Origin of the sequence: Citrobacter sp. Cf088 (assembly GCF_030334295.1) — a bacterium.
Classification (GTDB): Bacteria; Pseudomonadota; Gammaproteobacteria; order Enterobacterales; family Enterobacteriaceae; genus Citrobacter; species Citrobacter freundii.
Map to the genome: position 1 here is coordinate 104,488 of NZ_JAOWEE010000047.1, position 16,323 is coordinate 120,810.

The window sequence follows — 16,323 nt, forward strand, 5'->3', positions numbered from 1 at the left end:
CGACTTAATCGCGGAAATTTTTAAACTGGAACGGCTGGCCGAGATCGCCACCGCGAACCAGCGCCATGACGGATTGCAGATCGTCACGCGCCTTACCGGTCACACGAATTTCTTCACCTTGAATCTGCGCCTGCACCTTCAGCTTGCTGTCTTTGATCAGCTTAACGATTTTCTTTTGCACCGCGCTTTCAATGCCCTGCTTCAGCTTAGCTTCAACAAACCAGGTTTTACCGCTGTGCACGAAAGTTTCTGGTACGTCCAGCGAGGTGCCTTCAATACCGCGTTTCAGCAGCTTGGCACGCAAAATATCCAGCAGCTGATTAACCTGAAAATCAGACTCGCTCAGCACCTTAATCGTCTTATTTGACTCATTCAGCTCAAAAGTGGCTTCAACGCCACGAAAATCAAAGCGTGACTCGACTTCACGGCTGGCGTTATCCACCGCGTTACGGGCTTCCTGAAGATCAACTTCAGAGACAATATCGAAAGATGGCATCTTTTCCTCTCCCTTCATTTTTGATGCGAAGCATAATACCTGCAAAGTTACTCAACAGACAGCGCTATACTAGGCTGTATCCTTTCATTGTACGTGGTAGCGACATCTGCGAACAATAATAGGGTGCGGTCGATATGGATTAACACCTGGTGCTGTTGCAGGTGAGGAGGAAGAATGAAAATTACCGTACTGGGATGTGGAGCGTTAGGACAGCTATGGCTTACAGCGCTGTGCAAACATGGACATGAGGTGCAAGGGTGGCTACGCGTACCGCAACCCTACTGCAGCGTAAACCTGATCGACACGGATGGCTCAGTTTTTAATGAATCCCTGACGGCAAACGACCCCGACTTTTTGGCAAAAAGCGACCTGCTGCTGGTCACTCTGAAGGCCTGGCAAGTTTCTGATGCGGTAAAAGGCCTGTCTGCAATTCTGCCTGAAACCACGCCCATTCTGCTTATTCACAACGGCATGGGGACGATTGAAGAGTTACATAACATTAAGCAACCCTTGCTGATGGGTACCACCACCCACGCAGCACGCCGTGACGGGAACGTCATCATTCATGTCGCTCAGGGAACAACGCGTATTGGGCCGGCGCGTGAGCAAGACGGCGATTTCAGCTATCTGGCTGAAACCCTGCAAGAGGTGCTGCCGGACGTCGCCTGGCACAACACTATTCGCGCCGAGCTATGGCGCAAGCTGGCCGTCAACTGCGTCATTAACCCGCTGACCGCATTATGGGATTGCCCAAACGGTGAGTTACGCCATCATCCGGAAAAAATAGCGCTCATCTGTGAGGAAGTGGCAGCGGTCATCGAACGCGAAGGCCACCACACATCAGCGGATGATTTACGCTATTATGTCGAGCAAGTGATTGACAGTACGGCGGAAAACATCTCATCTATGCTGCAGGACATTCGCGCCATGCGTCATACCGAGATCGACTACATTACCGGTTATTTGTTAAAACGTGCACGCGCGCACGGCATCGCCGTTCCGGAAAATGCCCGCCTGTTTGAAATGGTTAAAAGAAAGGAAAGTGAGTATGAGCGCTCAAGCACTGGTATGTCTCGCCCCTGGTAGTGAAGAAACCGAAGCGGTCACTACTATCGATCTACTGGTTCGCGGCGGAATTAAGGTCACAACCGCCAGCGTCGCCAGCGATGGCAACCTGACGATCGTGTGCTCGCGCGGTGTGAAACTGCTGGCGGATGCGCCATTAGTCGAAGTTGCTGACGGCGATTTCGACATTATCGTACTGCCGGGCGGTATTAAAGGCGCCGAGTGTTTTCGCGACAGCCCTCTGCTGGTCGAAACCGTGAAGCAGTTTCATCGCTCCGGACGCATTGTCGCGGCAATCTGTGCCGCGGCTGCCACCGTCCTCGTCCCACACGACATTTTTCCCATCGGCAACATGACCGGCTACCCGGCGCTGAAAGACAAGATCCCCGCTGATCAATGGCAGGACAAGCGCGTCGTATGGGATCCGCGAGTTAACCTGTTAACCAGCCAGGGACCGGGAACCTCAATCGATTTCGGTTTGAAAATCATTGATCTTCTGGTCAGTCGTGAAAAGGCTTACGAAGTTGCATCACAACTAGTGATGGCAGCGGGAATCTATAACTACTACGAGTAAATCTTCAGGCCACTCCCTTATAAGGAATCATAATGAAAGGATATCTAAGTGGAGTGGCTTTATTGCTCCTTTCCGGTTATGCCACAGCGACGCAACTCGACATAAAGAATATTGAGTATCGCTATCCCGGAAGCACTGAAATGCAATATCGCGTGCCATGGTTTTCCTCGACGGATAACCCCAAGGTTGCGAAACGTATTAACGATTATATTTTCGCAAGCTTTATCAATCAGCTACCGGGCAATACTCCGCAGGCCACAGTAAATCAGTTTGCGAAATCAGCCATGAATCCCACCGCAAACCTTAACTACACGGTTGAATTTCGCGACGAAAAAATCCTGACCATGAATATGTTTGTCGAAGGCTGCGGAGCGTATTGCGAGTCGTACAATGTACCGCTCAGCTTCGATTTAGCCAACGGCGCGGCAATTACCCTCAACGACCTCTTTTCCCGTTCTACTATGGCCGAATTAAATACTCGCATCAGAAAAGATATCCGTGGCCAAATCGACACCTTTGTTGATGCGCATAAATCGCAGACATCGGCGCAAATAAAAGAAGAGAAAAGCGAAAACTTTGACTATGCCGAATTCTACGCATCGTGCGCAACCTACACCGACGGTTTGTACTACATCGACAAATTCTCCCTGCAAAAAGACCATCTGGCTTTCCTGAACGGGCGCTGTAGCAACCACGCCAGCCGCGCACTCGACGAGTTGGGTGATTTCACCACGAAAATCCCAACCGCGGAACTGCAAAATCGGCTCACGCCGTACGGCCAGTATCTGACTGGAGCAAAGAGTACAACACCGGTTTCGCCAGCGCCCGGCATTGACGGCAAAGTAATGTACGGCACGCTGGGAAAAAGCATGCGTATTGTGTTGAAGGTGGACTGCAAATACGGTGATTTTTTTGACGGGGCTTACTTTTACCAGAAATTTGGCGCACCGATTGAATTAACCGGCAAATGCGATACAGCCGACAATCAACATTATGAACTGAAGACGTCTGCAGCTGAACAATCGCAAGAGAAAATAACACTGGATTTAAAAGACGGGGTTTATCAGGGCGTCTGGGAGTCGAACGGGAAGACGCTTCCTGTGCGTTTTGAATAATATCGTTGCATTGCCGGATGGCGGCGTAACCGCCTTATCCGGCCTACAACACGGTGTTTACTCAATTACGGGCGATACACCTTCACGTTTTCAAAGCCCTGCTCGCGCAGATACAGCGCCTGCAGGCGGCTCATCACCCCGCGTTCACACCACAGCAGCCAGGTTTTGCTCTGGTCCAGATCGCCGAATTTGGTGCTCAGCTTGTAGAACGGCAGAGAAACGACGTCCACGCCGTCAACCTTCAGCGGTTTATCATCCTGTTCATCCACAGAACGGATATCCAGGATCATATCGTTCGGGCCGAAACCGCTCACGGTTTCTACTTCTACCACGGTTTGCTGCGTCTGCTGGGCGATATCGCGAATATCAATATTGTTCGCTTCTTCAACCACTTTATCGAGGATAGAGAAATCGAAGTTTTCTTCTTCGGCCTCAATCTTTGCTTTGATCGCTTTCACCGTCGGGCTTTTTGAAATTACACCGCAGTATTCCGGCATGGTACGAGCAAAATCCTCGGTGCCAATTTCACGCGCCAGATTGATGATGTGCTCTTTATCATGAGAGATAAGTGGGCGCAGGATCAGGGTGTCTGATACGTTATCGATCAAACGCAGGTTGGTCAGCGTCTGACTGGACACCTGACCCAGTGCTTCACCGGTTACCAGCGCCTGTACGCCGTAGCGCTCAGCGACTTTCGACGCCGCGCGAACCATCATACGCTTGAGAACCACGCCCATCTGGCCGTCATCAACTTTCTCCAGGATCTCACCGACCACCGGTTCAAAGTTGATAGCAACAAAACGCACGCGATGCGAACTACCGAAGCGATTCCACAGGTAATGCGCCACCTGGCGAACACCGATTTCATGCGCTGCCCCGCCAAGGTTGAAGAAGCAGTAGTGCACGCGGCAGCCGCGACGCATCAGCATGTAGCTTGACACGCCGGAGTCGAAACCACCGGAGATCAGCGACAGTACGTCTTCCTGCGTACCAATTGGGAAACCGCCAATACCTTCATAGCGGCCTTTAACCAGCAACAGACGGTCGTTTTCGATTTCAAGATTAACCGTCACGTCCGGCTTCGTCAGCTTCACGCGCGCGGATTCAATATGCTGGTTCAGTCCACCGCCAACATAACGTTCCACCTCAATGGAGCTAAACTCATGCTTACCACGACGCTTAACGCGTACGCAGAAGGTTTTACCTTCCAGTTGATCGCGATACTGCACCAGTGCTTTCTCGAAAATATCGTGCATATCGGTAAACGGCACGTCTTCTACTTCGAGAATGTGGTGGATCCCCGGAATACGGGTCAGCGCGTCGCGAATGTCCAGGCGCTGGCTTTCATCTTTAGCGCGAACCTCAACGTGATCCCAGTGACGGACAACAGCAAGGTCTTCATCATAGTGCTTTAAAACGTTACGAATGTTCCCTGTCAGAATTTTTATAAAGCGCAAACGCACAGATTGGCTTTTGATGGTGATTTCTGGGAACAATTTAATGATAAACTTCATGGCGGCAATGGTTCTTAGGCAAGTCTGAATGACTTGTAATGGAAAAAAATACAGCAGCCCATACCCGCGACTGCATCCAGGCGCGCAAGTATATCACCATCACGCGGCTACTGTGCACATTGCGCGTTATTTGCTTATCAGTGCGAGTCCGTTACCATAGTCTTGTGCTGCCAATACAGAGAGTCAGACATTCATTATGCCGAAGAAAAATGAAGCGCCCGCCAGTTTTGAAACCGCGCTGAGCGAGCTGGAACAAATTGTTACCCGTCTGGAAGGCGGCGACCTGCCGTTAGAAGAAGCGTTGAACGAATTCGAACGCGGCGTACAGTTGGCGCGTCAAGGACAGGTCAAATTGCAACAGGCTGAACAGCGCGTACAAATCCTGCTGTCAGATACTGAAGACGCGGCCCTTACGCCTTTTACACCGGATAATGAGTAAATGGATTTTACGCAGCAGCTACAGGCTTGCGTTGAGCAGGCCAACCAGGCACTGAGCCGTTTTATCGCGCCACTGCCCTTTCAGAACACTCCCGTGGTCGAAACCATGCAATATGGCGCATTATTAGGCGGTAAACGCCTGCGCCCGTTCCTGGTGTATGCGACCGGTCAGATGTTTGGTGTCAGCCTGAGTACGCTTGATGCTCCCGCTGCCGCCGTCGAATGCATTCACGCCTATTCGCTGATGCACGATGATTTACCCGCGATGGACGACGATGACCTGCGCCGCGGTCTGCCGACTTGCCACGTAAAATTTGGTGAGGCAAACGCGATCCTGGCCGGAGATGCGCTGCAAACGCTGGCATTCTCCATTATCAGCGACGCTCCAATGCCGGAAGTATCTGACCGTGACCGCATCGCGATGATCTCTGAACTGGCTCAGGCCAGCGGTATCGCCGGTATGTGCGGCGGTCAGGCACTGGATCTGGAAGCTGAAGGTCATCAGGTTGAGCTGGATGCGCTGGAGCGTATTCACCGCCATAAAACCGGGGCATTGATTCGCGCCGCCGTACGTCTGGGAGCATTAAGCGCAGGCGATAAAGGGCGAGAATGCCTGGCAATACTCGACAAATACGCAGAAAGCATCGGTCTGGCCTTCCAGGTTCAGGATGACATCCTGGATGTGGTAGGCGATACTGCAACATTGGGTAAACGTCAGGGTGCTGACCAGCAGCTTGGCAAAAGTACCTATCCTGCACTTCTGGGTCTTGAGCAAGCCCAGAATAAAGCCCGGGATTTAATCGAGGATGCCCGCCAGTCGCTAAGTTTGCTGGCCGCACAGTCACTCGATACCTCGGCACTGGAAGCGCTAGCGGACTACATAATCCAGCGTGATAAATAAACCAACATATCCCATGAGCTTGCGATGAGTTTTGATATAGCCAAATACCCGACCCTGGCGCTGGTCGACTCCACCCAGGAGTTACGTCTGCTGCCAAAAGAGAGCCTGCCAAAGCTTTGCGACGAACTGCGCCGCTATTTGCTCGACAGCGTAAGCCGTTCCAGCGGGCACTTCGCCTCTGGTCTGGGCACGGTGGAACTCACCGTCGCGCTGCACTATGTCTACAATACCCCGTTTGACCAGTTAATCTGGGATGTAGGACATCAGGCTTACCCGCACAAAATACTGACCGGACGCCGTGATAAAATCGGCACCATTCGTCAGAAAGGCGGTTTGCATCCGTTCCCGTGGCGCGGTGAGAGCGAGTATGACGTACTGAGCGTTGGGCACTCTTCAACCTCCATTAGCGCAGGTATCGGTATTGCGGTTGCCGCTGAGAAAGAAGGCAAAGAACGTCGTACCGTATGTGTGATTGGCGACGGCGCTATCACCGCCGGGATGGCGTTTGAAGCGATGAACCACGCAGGCGATATTAAACCCGACATGTTGGTTATCCTCAACGACAACGAAATGTCGATTTCAGAGAACGTTGGCGCGCTGAACAATCATCTGGCGCAACTGCTCTCTGGCAAACTCTACTCCTCGCTGCGCGAAGGCGGGAAAAAAGTCTTCTCCGGCGTGCCGCCAATTAAAGAGTTGCTCAAACGTACCGAAGAACACATTAAAGGCATGGTTGTGCCGGGTACGCTGTTTGAAGAACTGGGCTTTAACTATATCGGTCCGGTGGACGGTCACGACGTACTGGGGCTTATCACCACACTGAAGAACATGCGCGATCTGAAAGGCCCGCAGTTCCTGCACATCATGACCAAAAAAGGTCGTGGTTACGAGCCGGCAGAAAAAGATCCAATCACCTTCCACGCGGTACCAAAATTCGATCCGTCCAGCGGATGCCTGCCGAAAAGCAGCGGTGGCCTGCCGAGCTATTCAAAAATCTTCGGTGACTGGCTGTGCGAAACCGCGGCGAAAGACAATAAGCTGATGGCAATCACCCCGGCGATGCGCGAAGGCTCCGGTATGGTGGAATTTTCACGTAAGTTTCCGGACCGCTACTTCGATGTGGCGATCGCCGAACAGCACGCGGTGACGTTTGCTGCCGGTCTGGCGATTGGCGGCTATAAGCCGGTCGTGGCTATTTACTCGACCTTCCTGCAGCGCGCCTACGATCAGGTGCTGCATGATGTCGCCATCCAGAAACTGCCAGTTCTGTTCGCCGTTGACCGGGCAGGAATTGTTGGCGCAGATGGACAAACCCATCAAGGGGCGTTCGATCTTTCCTTCCTGCGCTGCATCCCGGAAATGGTCATTATGACCCCGAGTGATGAAAACGAATGCCGCCAGATGCTGTTCACCGGCTATCACTACAACGACGGTCCAACGGTCGTGCGTTATCCGCGAGGTAACGCGGTGGGCGTAGAGTTGACCCCGCTGGAACAACTGCCTATCGGGAAAGGTATAGTGAGACGTCACGGGGAGAAAGTGGCAATTCTCAACTTCGGTACCCTGATGCCGGAAGCCGCTCAGGTCGCAGAGTCGATGAACGCCACGCTGGTCGATATGCGTTTTGTGAAACCACTGGATGAAACGTTGATCCTGGAAATGGCAGCTCAACACGAAGTGCTGGTCACCATTGAAGAGAACGCCATTATGGGTGGTGCAGGCAGCGGTGTAAACGAAGTGCTGATGGCCCATCGTAAGCCCGTCCCGGTGCTGAACATTGGCCTACCAGACTTCTTCATCCCGCAGGGAACTCAGGATGAAGCTCGCGCCGATCTGGGTCTGAATGCCGTCGGAATTGAGGCCAAAATCAAGGCCTGGCTGGCATAATCCTCTCCCCGCTCCTGCTATGCTTAATTCATCACGAGCTAAGCAGGAGTGGATTGATGAAATACAACATCTTAGGAAAAACCGACCTACGGGTCTCCCGCCTTTGCCTGGGCTGCATGACGTTTGGCGAGCCTAATCGCGGCAATCACGCCTGGACGCTACCTGAAGAAAGCAGCCGCCCGATAATCAAACACGCCCTTGAGGGCGGCATTAACTTTTTCGATACCGCCAACAGCTACTCCGCTGGCAGTAGCGAAGAGATTGTCGGTCGCGCGCTGCGTGATTTCGCCCGCCGCGAAGATGTCGTGGTCGCTACCAAGGTTTTTCACCAGGTTGATGATTTAGCAGAAGGATTATCCCGCGCACAAATCCTGCGCTCAATCGACGACAGCCTCAGACGTCTGGGTATGGACTATGTCGACATCCTGCAAATTCACCGCTGGGATTACAACACACCTATTGAAGAAACCCTTGAGGCTCTAAACGACGTCGTGAAAGCCGGTAAAGCGCGCTATATCGGCGCCTCCTCCATGCACGCTTCGCAATTTGCTCAGGCGCTGGCCTTACAGAAGCAACACGGCTGGGCGCAGTTCGTTAGCATGCAGGATCACTACAATCTGATCTACCGCGAAGAAGAACGCGAAATGCTGCCACTGTGCTACGAGGAAGGCGTGGCAGTGATCCCCTGGAGTCCACTGGCACGTGGACGCCTGACGCGCCCATGGGGAGAAACGACAGCACGTCTGGTTTCCGATGAAGTCGGTAAAAATTTGTACAACGAGAGCTATGAAAACGACGCGCAAATTGCCGCACGGCTGACCGGCGTCAGTGAGGAACTGGGCGTAACGCGCGCGCAGGTTGCGCTGGCCTGGCTGCTGAGCAAACCGGGTGTGGCAGCGCCGATTATCGGCACATCGCGCGAGGAACAGCTGGATGAGTTGCTCAATGCGGTGGATTTAACGCTGAAGCCGGAGCAGATTGCCGAGCTGGAAACGCCGTACAAACAGCATCCGGTGGTGGGATTTAAATAAGTATTGGCGATGGCTAATTGTAGGCCGGATAAGCATAGCGCATCCGGCACTGATTGCCCGATGGCGCGACGCTTATCGGGCCTACAACAGCCCCCCAAAAGGGTTAAATGATACCTACCGGCCAGTGATGACCGATAAAATACAAAATTCCGGCAGAGAGTATTCCGGCCACAATATCGTCGATCATGATCCCCGTCCCGCCATGCACGTTGCGATCGAACCAACGAATCGGCCACGGCTTCCACATATCCAGAATACGGAAAATCACAAATCCGGCGGCAACCCACTGCCAGTCATTGGTCGGCAGCGCCATCAGGGTAATCCACATCCCGACAAACTCGTCCCAGACAATGCTACCGTGATCGTGCACACCCATATCTTTCGCCGTTTGATGGCACAGATAAACGCCGATACAGATAGATAACATCACCACCAGTGAATACAGCTGCCACGGTAGAAAGGTCATTAAATACCAAAAAGGGATCGCCGCCAGCGATCCCATCGTGCCAGGAACAATTGGGCTCAGCCCGCTGCCAAAACCGGTGGCTAACAGGTGCCACGGATTGCGCATACTCAGGCGGCTTTTGGCGACATCTTTTTTAAGGCGCGGCAAAATGGTCATATCCTTTCCAGTCAAACGTGACGAATTTTCCATCGCGCGTAAAGTGAATGCCTTCCACGTCTGCGCTCATCTGCCCAATGCAGGTAAACGCTGCGCCGAGATTTCCCAGCGCCACGTCCAGCGCACCACGGTTAATTTCCGGTACGGTAAAGCATAACTCATAATCTTCACCGCCCGAGAGCGCCCAGCGTAGGGCCTGTTCCGGCTCAACGTGCCGGGCGAATGCCGTGGAGTAAGGCAGCGCATCGACGTTAACCCGCGCGCCACAGCCGCTGGCATTAACGATATGCCCCAGATCGGAAATCAGGCCATCGGAGATATCGATAGCCGCACTGGCCAGATCGCGCAGGGCTTGTCCCTGTAAAATACGCGGCGTGGGACGCAGATGGCGTTTAAGCAGATAGTCAGCGTCTTTTGCATCTCCAACCTGCAACCGATTCTGTAAAATCGCCAGCCCCGCCGCGCTGTCTCCCGGCGTACCGGTAACATAAATCCAGTCCCCCGGCTTCGCACCAGAGCGTTTTAAGGCCCGCCCAATGGGGACGTAGCCATGGATACCCAGCGTCATCGACAGTGGCCCACGCGTGGTATCACCGCCAATCAGCTGCATATCATAGTAATTAAGCAGTTCAAACAGGCCATCGCTGAAGGCTTCAAGCCAGGCTTCATCAACGTCAGGTAACGTGAGTGCCAGCGTCAACCACGCAGGATCGGCCCCCATCGCCGCCAGATCGCTCAAATTCACCGCCAGTGCTTTCCAGGCGAGATCGGTGGGATCAATGTCGGGGAGGAAGTGATTGCCTGCCACCAGCGTATCGGTACTGATCGCCAGCGTCTGTTTTTCAGGGATATTCAGGAGTGCGCAGTCGTCACCAATACCGGTTTCGACATCAAGACGAGACGTTCTTACGCGGTCAAAATAACGGGCAATCAGGGAAAACTCGCCGCATGCCATACGTTATGCCTCAGCAGAAAAAAAAGAAAAAGCCGGGGACAGCGGAAACAGCTTCCACCATCCAGCCGGCCTCGGGATTACTTTTTGTTGGGGCGAATCACAGGTGCTGCTTTATCCAGTACGCCGTTCACGAATTTATGGCTATCTTCAGCGCCGAAGGTTTTCGCCAGTTCAATCGCTTCGTTGATGGCCACTTTGTACGGCACATCACTACGTTTAGACAGTTCAAACAGCGCAATACGCAGTACGGCTTTTTCTACCTGACCCAGCTCTTCTAACAGACGAGACAGGTAAGGCTTCATTAATCCATCCAGGTACGCGCTGTTAGTCGCCACCCCGGACAGCAGTTCACGGAAATACAGAACGTCGACATCTTTAACGTCCTGTTCCGCCAGGAACTGGTATTCAACATCAGCGATGTCGTTCTGGGACAACTGCCAGGAGTAGAGCGCCTGGACGGCACACTCACGGGCGCGGCGACGAGCAGCAGGTTTCACGGATTTCCCCTTACAAAAATCAGGCCTTAATGGCTTTCAATACATTAATCATTTCAAGCGCAGTCAGTGCAGCTTCTGCGCCTTTGTTGCCGGCTTTGGTGCCAGCACGTTCGATGGCTTGTTCAATACTTTCGGTGGTCAGAACACCGAAGGCTACCGGAATGCCACTGTCCTGAGCGACATGCGCCAGGCCATTGCTTGCACCGCCAGCCACATATTCGAAGTGCGCGGTACCGCCACGGATCACCGTACCAAGCGCAATTACCGCGTCGTATTTACCGGTTTTTGCCAGTGCGTCAGCGGCCAGCGGCAGCTCATATGCACCTGGAACCCAAACAACGGTAATGTTTTCATCTTTAACCTGGCCAATACGTTTCAGGGCGTCGATAGCCCCTTCCAGCAGGCTGTCATTGATAAAGTTGTTGAAACGCGCAATGGTGATGGCGACGCGAGCGTCCGGGGTAGCAACGTTAGCTTCAATAATGTTCATATTCTTCCTTCGGGTTCGATTTATGGCCCCGTAAGGGGGGCGGATTTTATCATAATATTCTGTGCGCTGCTTCCTCTAAATCAGAAAGCCTCACGCAGTCGTTAAATGCAGGCAAACGTCCGGGCCCACCTGGCGTATCTCATTGAATTTAAAATGGGGTGCGTCAGCCAGTTTCTCAAGGCCTGGAAGCACACATAATCCACGCGCATCGCTGCCTAACAGTTTAGGCGCAACATACACGATTAGCTCATCGACCAAACCGGCCTGTAATAATGCCCCCGCGAGCGTTGGGCCTGCTTCAACCCAAATACTGTTAATTTGCTGTTTGCCCAGTTGCATCATCAGCACCACCAGATCCAGATGCCCGTTATGTTCCGGCACCTTCAGGCTACGAACCGTCTCCGGCCAGCTACCGGGGTCGTCTTCAGTCCGGACAATCCAGGTTTCTCCAGGCTGTTGCACAATACGGTGCTCCGGCGTGACCTGATTCTGGCTATCCAGAACAATGCGGATTGGTTGGCGCAGCTCTTCCTGCGGGTAACTCGCCTGAGTTGACTCCCCAAGCTCCGACCAACGCACGGTAAGCTGAGGGTCGTCTGCCAGCACCGTAGCACTGCTGGTTAAAATGGCATGGCTTTGCGCGCGCAAGCGTTGCACATCGCGGCGCGCCTGTGGTGAGGTAATCCACTGGCTTTCACCGCTGGCCATCGCCGTACGGCCATCAAGCGACGCGCCAAGCTTAAGCTGCAGATACGGGAATCCCGTACGCATGCGCTTGAGAAAGCCTTTATTCAGTTGCTCAACTTCGCTCATCATCAGCCCGTGGCTGACGTCGATGCCCGCCTGCTGCAAACGGTAGAGCCCACGTCCTGCGACCTGCGGATTGGGATCCTGCATCGCCGCAACCACACGCGATACACCCGCCGCAATCAGCGCATCGCAACACGGCGGCGTGCGACCATGATGACTACAGGGTTCAAGCGTCACATAGGCCGTTGCCCCTTGCGCTTTTTCTCCAGCCATCCGCAGAGCATGAACTTCGGCATGCGGTTCGCCCGCACGGTGGTGATATCCTTCGCCGACGATCTCCCCATCCTTCACAATCACGCAGCCCACGTTGGGGTTGGGGTGAGTGGTAAAACGTCCGCGCGCAGCAAGCTTCAGCGCACGCGCCATGTACAATTCATCCTGCATGGCTTAGTCCTGTAGGCGAGCAATCTCTTCGCCAAATTCTTTGATGTCCTCGAAACTCCGGTAGACAGAGGCAAAGCGGATGTAGGCGACTTTATCGAGCTTTTTCAACTGCTCCATCACCAGGTTGCCAATCATCTTGCTCGGCACCTCACGCTCACCAGTCGCACGCAGCTGTGATTTGATATGGTTTAACGCCATTTCGACGTCATCCGCGCTAACAGGCCGTTTCTCAAGCGCTCTGAGCATGCCGCTACGCAGCTTTTCTTCATTAAAGGGTTCACGCACGTCGTTGCTTTTCACAACGCGCGGCATGACAAGTTCAGCCACTTCAAAAGTGGTGAAACGTTCGTTACAGACCAGACACTGCCGACGGCGGCGTACCGAGGAGCCCTCGCCTACAAGACGAGAGTCAATTACCTTAGTGTCTACGGCGAAACAGAATGGGCAATGCATACGGCGTCCTGTACCTCAGTGGTTAACAGAATCTATTTTACCCTGAACTGCCGTGACAACAAAGGCACTGCGCTTTTGAGACAAAGGATCGATGCCTTCGTGCTCAGTCCACACTACCATTATGCTATCGCGACAATGAAGGAAGTAATCACAATGACAAGACGTTACCTAAGAATTCTCCTGGTGGGAAGTCTCTTTAGTCTTAGTGCCTGCGCACAGCAAAGCGAAGTACGCCAGATGCATCAAAGCGTTAGCACATTGAATAAAGAGATGGCGCAGCTTAATCAGGAAACAGTAAAAATTACGCAACAAAATATGTTGAATGCAAAATCAACCAGCGGCGTCTATCTGCTACCGGGTTCCAAAACTCCGGCACGACTAGAGAGCCAGATTGGCACTTTACGCATGTCGCTGGTAAACATTGCACCGAACGCGGATGGTACGCGCCTGACGCTACGGATTCAGGGTGAATCCAACACGCCTTTACCTGCCTTTAGCGCCACCGTCGAATACGGGCAAATTCAGGGCACCACGGACAACTATCAGGAAGTGAACGTTCACAACCAGTTGGTCAACGCTCCGGCGAGTATTCTTGCTCCCAGCGACGTAGACATTCCGTTGCAAATAAATGGCCTCACTCCAGAGAGGTTAGGATTTGTTCGCATCCACGACATCCAGCCTGTTAGCCAATAAACTTTTTTGCGGAACGTTTTGTGCGTTCCGCAACATCACTCCGCTCCATTTTGTTACTCCCCTGACATAACCGATATTTCTGGTAAAACTTGGCAACATTCATGAGAGCCAGTACAATTCGCCGCCTAAAGTACGCAAACGTGAACGCAATCGATTACGTAAATGATAGAACTGTGAAACAAGACATATTTTTGTGAACAATGATTTTTATAATAGGCTCCGAAGAATTACGAAATATTTAGAAACGCAAATTGCGCATTTTTCACTCCCGAAAGGGATTTCAAACAGTGGCATACATATGAAAAAAACATTACTTGCAGCCGGTGCAGTGCTGGCGCTCTCCTCGTCTTTTACTGCCAACGCAGCAGAAAATGACAAACCGCAATATCTGTCCGACTGGTGGCACCAGAGCGTTAACGTGGTGGGTAGCTATCACACCCGTTTCTCTCCGAAACTGAACAACGACGTGTATCTGGAATACGAAGCATTTGCCAAAAAAGACTGGTTTGATTTCTATGGCTACATCGATATTCCGAAAACCTTCGACTGGGGTAACGGCAACGATAAAGGTATCTGGTCTGACGGTTCCCCGTTGTTTATGGAAATCGAACCGCGTTTCTCCATCGATAAACTGACCGGTGCTGACCTGAGCTTTGGTCCGTTCAAAGAATGGTATTTCGCCAACAACTACATCTACGACATGGGTGATAACAAAGCCAGCCGCCAGAGCACCTGGTATATGGGTTTGGGTACCGATATCGATACCGGTCTGCCGATGGGTCTGTCCCTGAACGTCTATGCTAAATACCAGTGGCAGAACTATGGCGCATCCAACGAAAACGAGTGGGATGGCTATCGTTTCAAAGTGAAATACTTTGTGCCGATCACCCAGGTTTGGGGCGGCCAACTGACCTACATCGGCTTCACCAACTTCGACTGGGGCTCAGATTTGGGTGATGACCCGAACCGCACCAGCAACTCTATCGCTTCCAGCCACGTCCTGGCGCTGAACTACGATCACTGGCACTACTCTGTCGTAGCGCGTTACTTCCATAACGGCGGTCAGTGGAAAGGTGGGGATACTCTGAACTGGGGCGAAGGCGACTTCAGCGCGAAATCTACCGGTTGGGGTGGTTACCTGGTCGTAGGTTACAACTTCTAATCCAGACAATTTATCGCAAACAAGCCAGCTTAACCGCTGGCTTTTTTATGGCTGGTCTTCACAGCGTACTTTACGTAAAAAGTCACTTAGCGAACGATCCGCAGATTCGCGAAAGTGCCTGTCGAGTGGCGTGATCTTCAGACATCGATCAACGCGAAAACAGCGATAATCATCACGCTTCTCGCACCAGCCAACCAGCAGCCAGTGCTCGCCCCAGAAAAATAATCCCAGCGGCTGAACGTCGCGCCACGAGAGGTTCCCGGACTCATCGCGATAATGCAGCGCCAACACCTGCTGAGCTGAAACCGCGCGATGTATGAGATCGAACGCACTGCGTGAATGCGGCTGATTACCAAAATCTGGCGCGAAAATCCGCGTTTGCTCGGCTCTGCGCCGACTCTCTGGCGGCAATATCGCCAACACTTTTTCCTGTGCTGATTCCAGCGCCTGTGAGAGTGAATCCCCGCCCCATGTTTTCAGCAACCGAATCGCTACCATCAACGCTTCTGATTCGTGCTGGGTTAACATCAACGGCGGCAGATCAAACCCCGCCATTAAGCGGTATCCACTGCCCACTTCGCCTTCAATGGGCACGCCGGATAAAGAGAGATCGCGGATATCGCGATAAATCGTCCGTTCAGAAACTTCAAGACGTTCTGCCAGCAGCGCCGCCGTTGTCACTCGCCTGCCACGCAGGATTTGTACAATCTGAAACAAGCGGTCGGCGCGTCTGCTCATTTTAATCCTCAGTGCTGAAAATATTACGCGGGTTGATGTAAACCAACACGATTGCCTTCGCTGTCAGTAAATAGCGCAATCGTACCAATGTCCTGCCCCAGTTCGAGTGGGCCAAACACACACTGACCGCCAGCAGTGGCGACGCGTTCAAGCGTTGCAGTCAAATCGTCCGTATGCAGATAAATAATAGCGCCCTGCGCTGAAGGAGTAATACCTTCAAATTTAGCCAGCGCCCCGCCGGGAGCGGGATCCTGATGCGGAAATACGGCCAGCTCAGCGCAGTCCATGTTCTCCCGACGCAAAGAAACCTGCATCACTGGTTCATAAAAAGCGATGGCGCGATCCATTTGTGCTACAGGGATTTCAAACCAATTAATTACGTTGCTCATACTTCCTCCTGCCTGTGTGGGTAATCTCAGAAGGACTATAAGACAGGGCTACTGACAGCATACTGTCAGTAGTATGGCGACAGGAAAAGATAATTGCCTGTCGCTAATT

The 16,323-nt window shown here is 52.6% G+C and carries 19 protein-coding genes; 9 read left to right on the plus strand and 10 right to left on the minus strand.

What is annotated here, in order from left to right; genetic code table 11:
• Positions 1–4 precede the first annotated feature (4 nt).
• Positions 5–496: a YajQ family cyclic di-GMP-binding protein gene (locus OGV71_RS10370; RefSeq protein ID WP_003831002.1), complete on the minus strand. Its 492-nt coding sequence runs from the start codon at positions 494–496 to the stop codon at positions 5–7.
• Between the two features lie 174 nt (positions 497–670).
• Between OGV71_RS10370 and panE the strand changes: the two genes are divergently transcribed.
• The 3 genes from panE to OGV71_RS10385 are packed head-to-tail and all read left to right on the plus strand — an operon-like array spanning position 671 to position 3,250.
• On the plus strand, positions 671–1,582 hold the full coding sequence (gene panE / locus OGV71_RS10375) for a 2-dehydropantoate 2-reductase (protein ID WP_003021593.1): 912 nt from the start codon (positions 671–673) through the stop codon (positions 1,580–1,582).
• Complete coding sequence (gene yajL, locus OGV71_RS10380; protein WP_003021591.1) at positions 1,545–2,135, plus strand: protein deglycase YajL; 591 nt, start codon at positions 1,545–1,547, stop codon at positions 2,133–2,135. Before panE ends, yajL begins: the two co-directional genes overlap by 38 nt.
• Before the next feature lie 32 nt (positions 2,136–2,167).
• Positions 2,168–3,250, plus strand: a complete 1,083-nt coding sequence (locus OGV71_RS10385; RefSeq protein ID WP_204583981.1) for a hypothetical protein — start codon at positions 2,168–2,170, stop codon at positions 3,248–3,250.
• A 65-nt stretch (positions 3,251–3,315) separates the two neighbouring features.
• On the opposite strand, the gene thiI is transcribed toward OGV71_RS10385, so the two are convergent.
• A complete protein-coding gene (thiI, locus tag OGV71_RS10390) occupies positions 3,316–4,764 on the minus strand; it encodes a tRNA uracil 4-sulfurtransferase ThiI (protein ID WP_032948689.1) in 1,449 nt (482 codons plus the stop codon).
• A gap of 196 nt (positions 4,765–4,960) precedes the next feature.
• Between thiI and xseB the strand changes: the two genes are divergently transcribed.
• Genes xseB through yajO form a run of 4 tightly spaced genes read left to right on the plus strand, consistent with a single transcriptional unit; the run spans position 4,961 to position 9,021 of the window.
• Entirely contained in the window at positions 4,961–5,203 is a 243-nt protein-coding gene (xseB, locus tag OGV71_RS10395) for an exodeoxyribonuclease VII small subunit (protein ID WP_003021586.1), read from the plus strand.
• Positions 5,204–6,103 carry a (2E,6E)-farnesyl diphosphate synthase gene (gene ispA, locus OGV71_RS10400; protein WP_003021584.1) on the plus strand — a complete coding sequence of 300 codons (900 nt, stop codon included), beginning with the start codon at positions 5,204–5,206 and terminating at the stop codon, positions 6,101–6,103.
• A gap of 24 nt (positions 6,104–6,127) precedes the next feature.
• Positions 6,128–7,990 carry a 1-deoxy-D-xylulose-5-phosphate synthase gene (gene dxs / locus OGV71_RS10405; RefSeq protein ID WP_003021581.1) on the plus strand — a complete coding sequence of 621 codons (1,863 nt, stop codon included), beginning with the start codon at positions 6,128–6,130 and terminating at the stop codon, positions 7,988–7,990.
• A gap of 56 nt (positions 7,991–8,046) precedes the next feature.
• Positions 8,047–9,021: a 1-deoxyxylulose-5-phosphate synthase YajO gene (gene yajO, locus OGV71_RS10410; RefSeq protein WP_071696882.1), complete on the plus strand. Its 975-nt coding sequence runs from the start codon at positions 8,047–8,049 to the stop codon at positions 9,019–9,021.
• A gap of 103 nt (positions 9,022–9,124) precedes the next feature.
• Here the strand turns inward: yajO and pgpA are convergent, their stop codons facing one another.
• The 6 genes from pgpA to nrdR form a co-directional block, all read right to left on the minus strand.
• On the minus strand, positions 9,125–9,643 hold the full coding sequence (gene pgpA / locus OGV71_RS10415) for a phosphatidylglycerophosphatase A (protein WP_003021578.1): 519 nt from the start codon (positions 9,641–9,643) through the stop codon (positions 9,125–9,127).
• A complete protein-coding gene (thiL, locus tag OGV71_RS10420) occupies positions 9,621–10,598 on the minus strand; it encodes a thiamine-phosphate kinase (RefSeq protein ID WP_061547924.1) in 978 nt (325 codons plus the stop codon). Before thiL ends, pgpA begins: the two co-directional genes overlap by 23 nt.
• 77 nt (positions 10,599–10,675) lie before the next feature.
• Entirely contained in the window at positions 10,676–11,095 is a 420-nt protein-coding gene (nusB, locus tag OGV71_RS10425; protein ID WP_000801129.1) for a transcription antitermination factor NusB, read from the minus strand.
• Between the two features lie 19 nt (positions 11,096–11,114).
• Entirely contained in the window at positions 11,115–11,585 is a 471-nt protein-coding gene (gene ribH, locus OGV71_RS10430; RefSeq protein ID WP_003021575.1) for a 6,7-dimethyl-8-ribityllumazine synthase, read from the minus strand.
• A gap of 90 nt (positions 11,586–11,675) precedes the next feature.
• Positions 11,676–12,779 carry a bifunctional diaminohydroxyphosphoribosylaminopyrimidine deaminase/5-amino-6-(5-phosphoribosylamino)uracil reductase RibD gene (ribD, locus tag OGV71_RS10435; RefSeq protein ID WP_048216762.1) on the minus strand — a complete coding sequence of 368 codons (1,104 nt, stop codon included), beginning with the start codon at positions 12,777–12,779 and terminating at the stop codon, positions 11,676–11,678.
• A gap of 3 nt (positions 12,780–12,782) precedes the next feature.
• Positions 12,783–13,232: a transcriptional regulator NrdR gene (nrdR, locus tag OGV71_RS10440; RefSeq protein ID WP_003021571.1), complete on the minus strand. Its 450-nt coding sequence runs from the start codon at positions 13,230–13,232 to the stop codon at positions 12,783–12,785.
• 153 nt (positions 13,233–13,385) lie between these two features.
• On the opposite strand from nrdR, the gene OGV71_RS10445 reads away from it, so the two are divergent.
• Both OGV71_RS10445 and OGV71_RS10450 read left to right on the plus strand, forming a co-directional pair.
• Positions 13,386–13,925, plus strand: coding sequence for a SadB/YajI family lipoprotein (locus OGV71_RS10445; RefSeq protein ID WP_032950795.1), 540 nt, complete (start codon positions 13,386–13,388; stop codon positions 13,923–13,925).
• Between the two features lie 298 nt (positions 13,926–14,223).
• Positions 14,224–15,087: a nucleoside-specific channel-forming protein Tsx gene (locus OGV71_RS10450; RefSeq protein WP_003021561.1), complete on the plus strand. Its 864-nt coding sequence runs from the start codon at positions 14,224–14,226 to the stop codon at positions 15,085–15,087.
• A gap of 45 nt (positions 15,088–15,132) precedes the next feature.
• Here OGV71_RS10450 and OGV71_RS10455 read toward each other — a convergent pair whose 3' ends face one another.
• Both OGV71_RS10455 and OGV71_RS10460 read right to left on the minus strand, forming a co-directional pair.
• Positions 15,133–15,825, minus strand: a complete 693-nt coding sequence (locus tag OGV71_RS10455; protein ID WP_003021558.1) for a helix-turn-helix transcriptional regulator — start codon at positions 15,823–15,825, stop codon at positions 15,133–15,135.
• A 23-nt stretch (positions 15,826–15,848) separates the two neighbouring features.
• Positions 15,849–16,214 carry a VOC family protein gene (locus OGV71_RS10460; protein WP_054528147.1) on the minus strand — a complete coding sequence of 122 codons (366 nt, stop codon included), beginning with the start codon at positions 16,212–16,214 and terminating at the stop codon, positions 15,849–15,851.
• Positions 16,215–16,323 lie beyond the last annotated feature (109 nt).

Excerpts from the sequence above, each read along its gene's own strand:
- OGV71_RS10460 (WP_054528147.1), bottom strand. The coding sequence starts at position 16,214 with ATGAGCAACGTAATTAATTGGTTTGAAATCCCTGTAGCACAAATGGAT.
- ribD (WP_048216762.1), bottom strand. The coding sequence starts at position 12,779 with ATGCAGGATGAATTGTACATGGCGCGTGCGCTGAAGCTTGCTGCGCGC.
- ispA (WP_003021584.1), top strand. The coding sequence starts at position 5,204 with ATGGATTTTACGCAGCAGCTACAGGCTTGCGTTGAGCAGGCCAACCAG.
- thiI (WP_032948689.1), bottom strand. The coding sequence starts at position 4,764 with ATGAAGTTTATCATTAAATTGTTCCCAGAAATCACCATCAAAAGCCAA.
- dxs (WP_003021581.1), top strand. The coding sequence starts at position 6,128 with ATGAGTTTTGATATAGCCAAATACCCGACCCTGGCGCTGGTCGACTCC.
- OGV71_RS10445 (WP_032950795.1), top strand. The coding sequence starts at position 13,386 with ATGACAAGACGTTACCTAAGAATTCTCCTGGTGGGAAGTCTCTTTAGT.
- OGV71_RS10370 (WP_003831002.1), bottom strand. The coding sequence starts at position 496 with ATGCCATCTTTCGATATTGTCTCTGAAGTTGATCTTCAGGAAGCCCGT.
- nrdR (WP_003021571.1), bottom strand. The coding sequence starts at position 13,232 with ATGCATTGCCCATTCTGTTTCGCCGTAGACACTAAGGTAATTGACTCT.
- thiL (WP_061547924.1), bottom strand. The coding sequence starts at position 10,598 with ATGGCATGCGGCGAGTTTTCCCTGATTGCCCGTTATTTTGACCGCGTA.
- OGV71_RS10385 (WP_204583981.1), top strand. The coding sequence starts at position 2,168 with ATGAAAGGATATCTAAGTGGAGTGGCTTTATTGCTCCTTTCCGGTTAT.
- ribH (WP_003021575.1), bottom strand. The coding sequence starts at position 11,585 with ATGAACATTATTGAAGCTAACGTTGCTACCCCGGACGCTCGCGTCGCC.
- yajL (WP_003021591.1), top strand. The coding sequence starts at position 1,545 with ATGAGCGCTCAAGCACTGGTATGTCTCGCCCCTGGTAGTGAAGAAACC.
- panE (WP_003021593.1), top strand. The coding sequence starts at position 671 with ATGAAAATTACCGTACTGGGATGTGGAGCGTTAGGACAGCTATGGCTT.
- yajO (WP_071696882.1), top strand. The coding sequence starts at position 8,047 with ATGAAATACAACATCTTAGGAAAAACCGACCTACGGGTCTCCCGCCTT.
- pgpA (WP_003021578.1), bottom strand. The coding sequence starts at position 9,643 with ATGACCATTTTGCCGCGCCTTAAAAAAGATGTCGCCAAAAGCCGCCTG.
- xseB (WP_003021586.1), top strand. The coding sequence starts at position 4,961 with ATGCCGAAGAAAAATGAAGCGCCCGCCAGTTTTGAAACCGCGCTGAGC.
- OGV71_RS10450 (WP_003021561.1), top strand. The coding sequence starts at position 14,224 with ATGAAAAAAACATTACTTGCAGCCGGTGCAGTGCTGGCGCTCTCCTCG.
- OGV71_RS10455 (WP_003021558.1), bottom strand. The coding sequence starts at position 15,825 with ATGAGCAGACGCGCCGACCGCTTGTTTCAGATTGTACAAATCCTGCGT.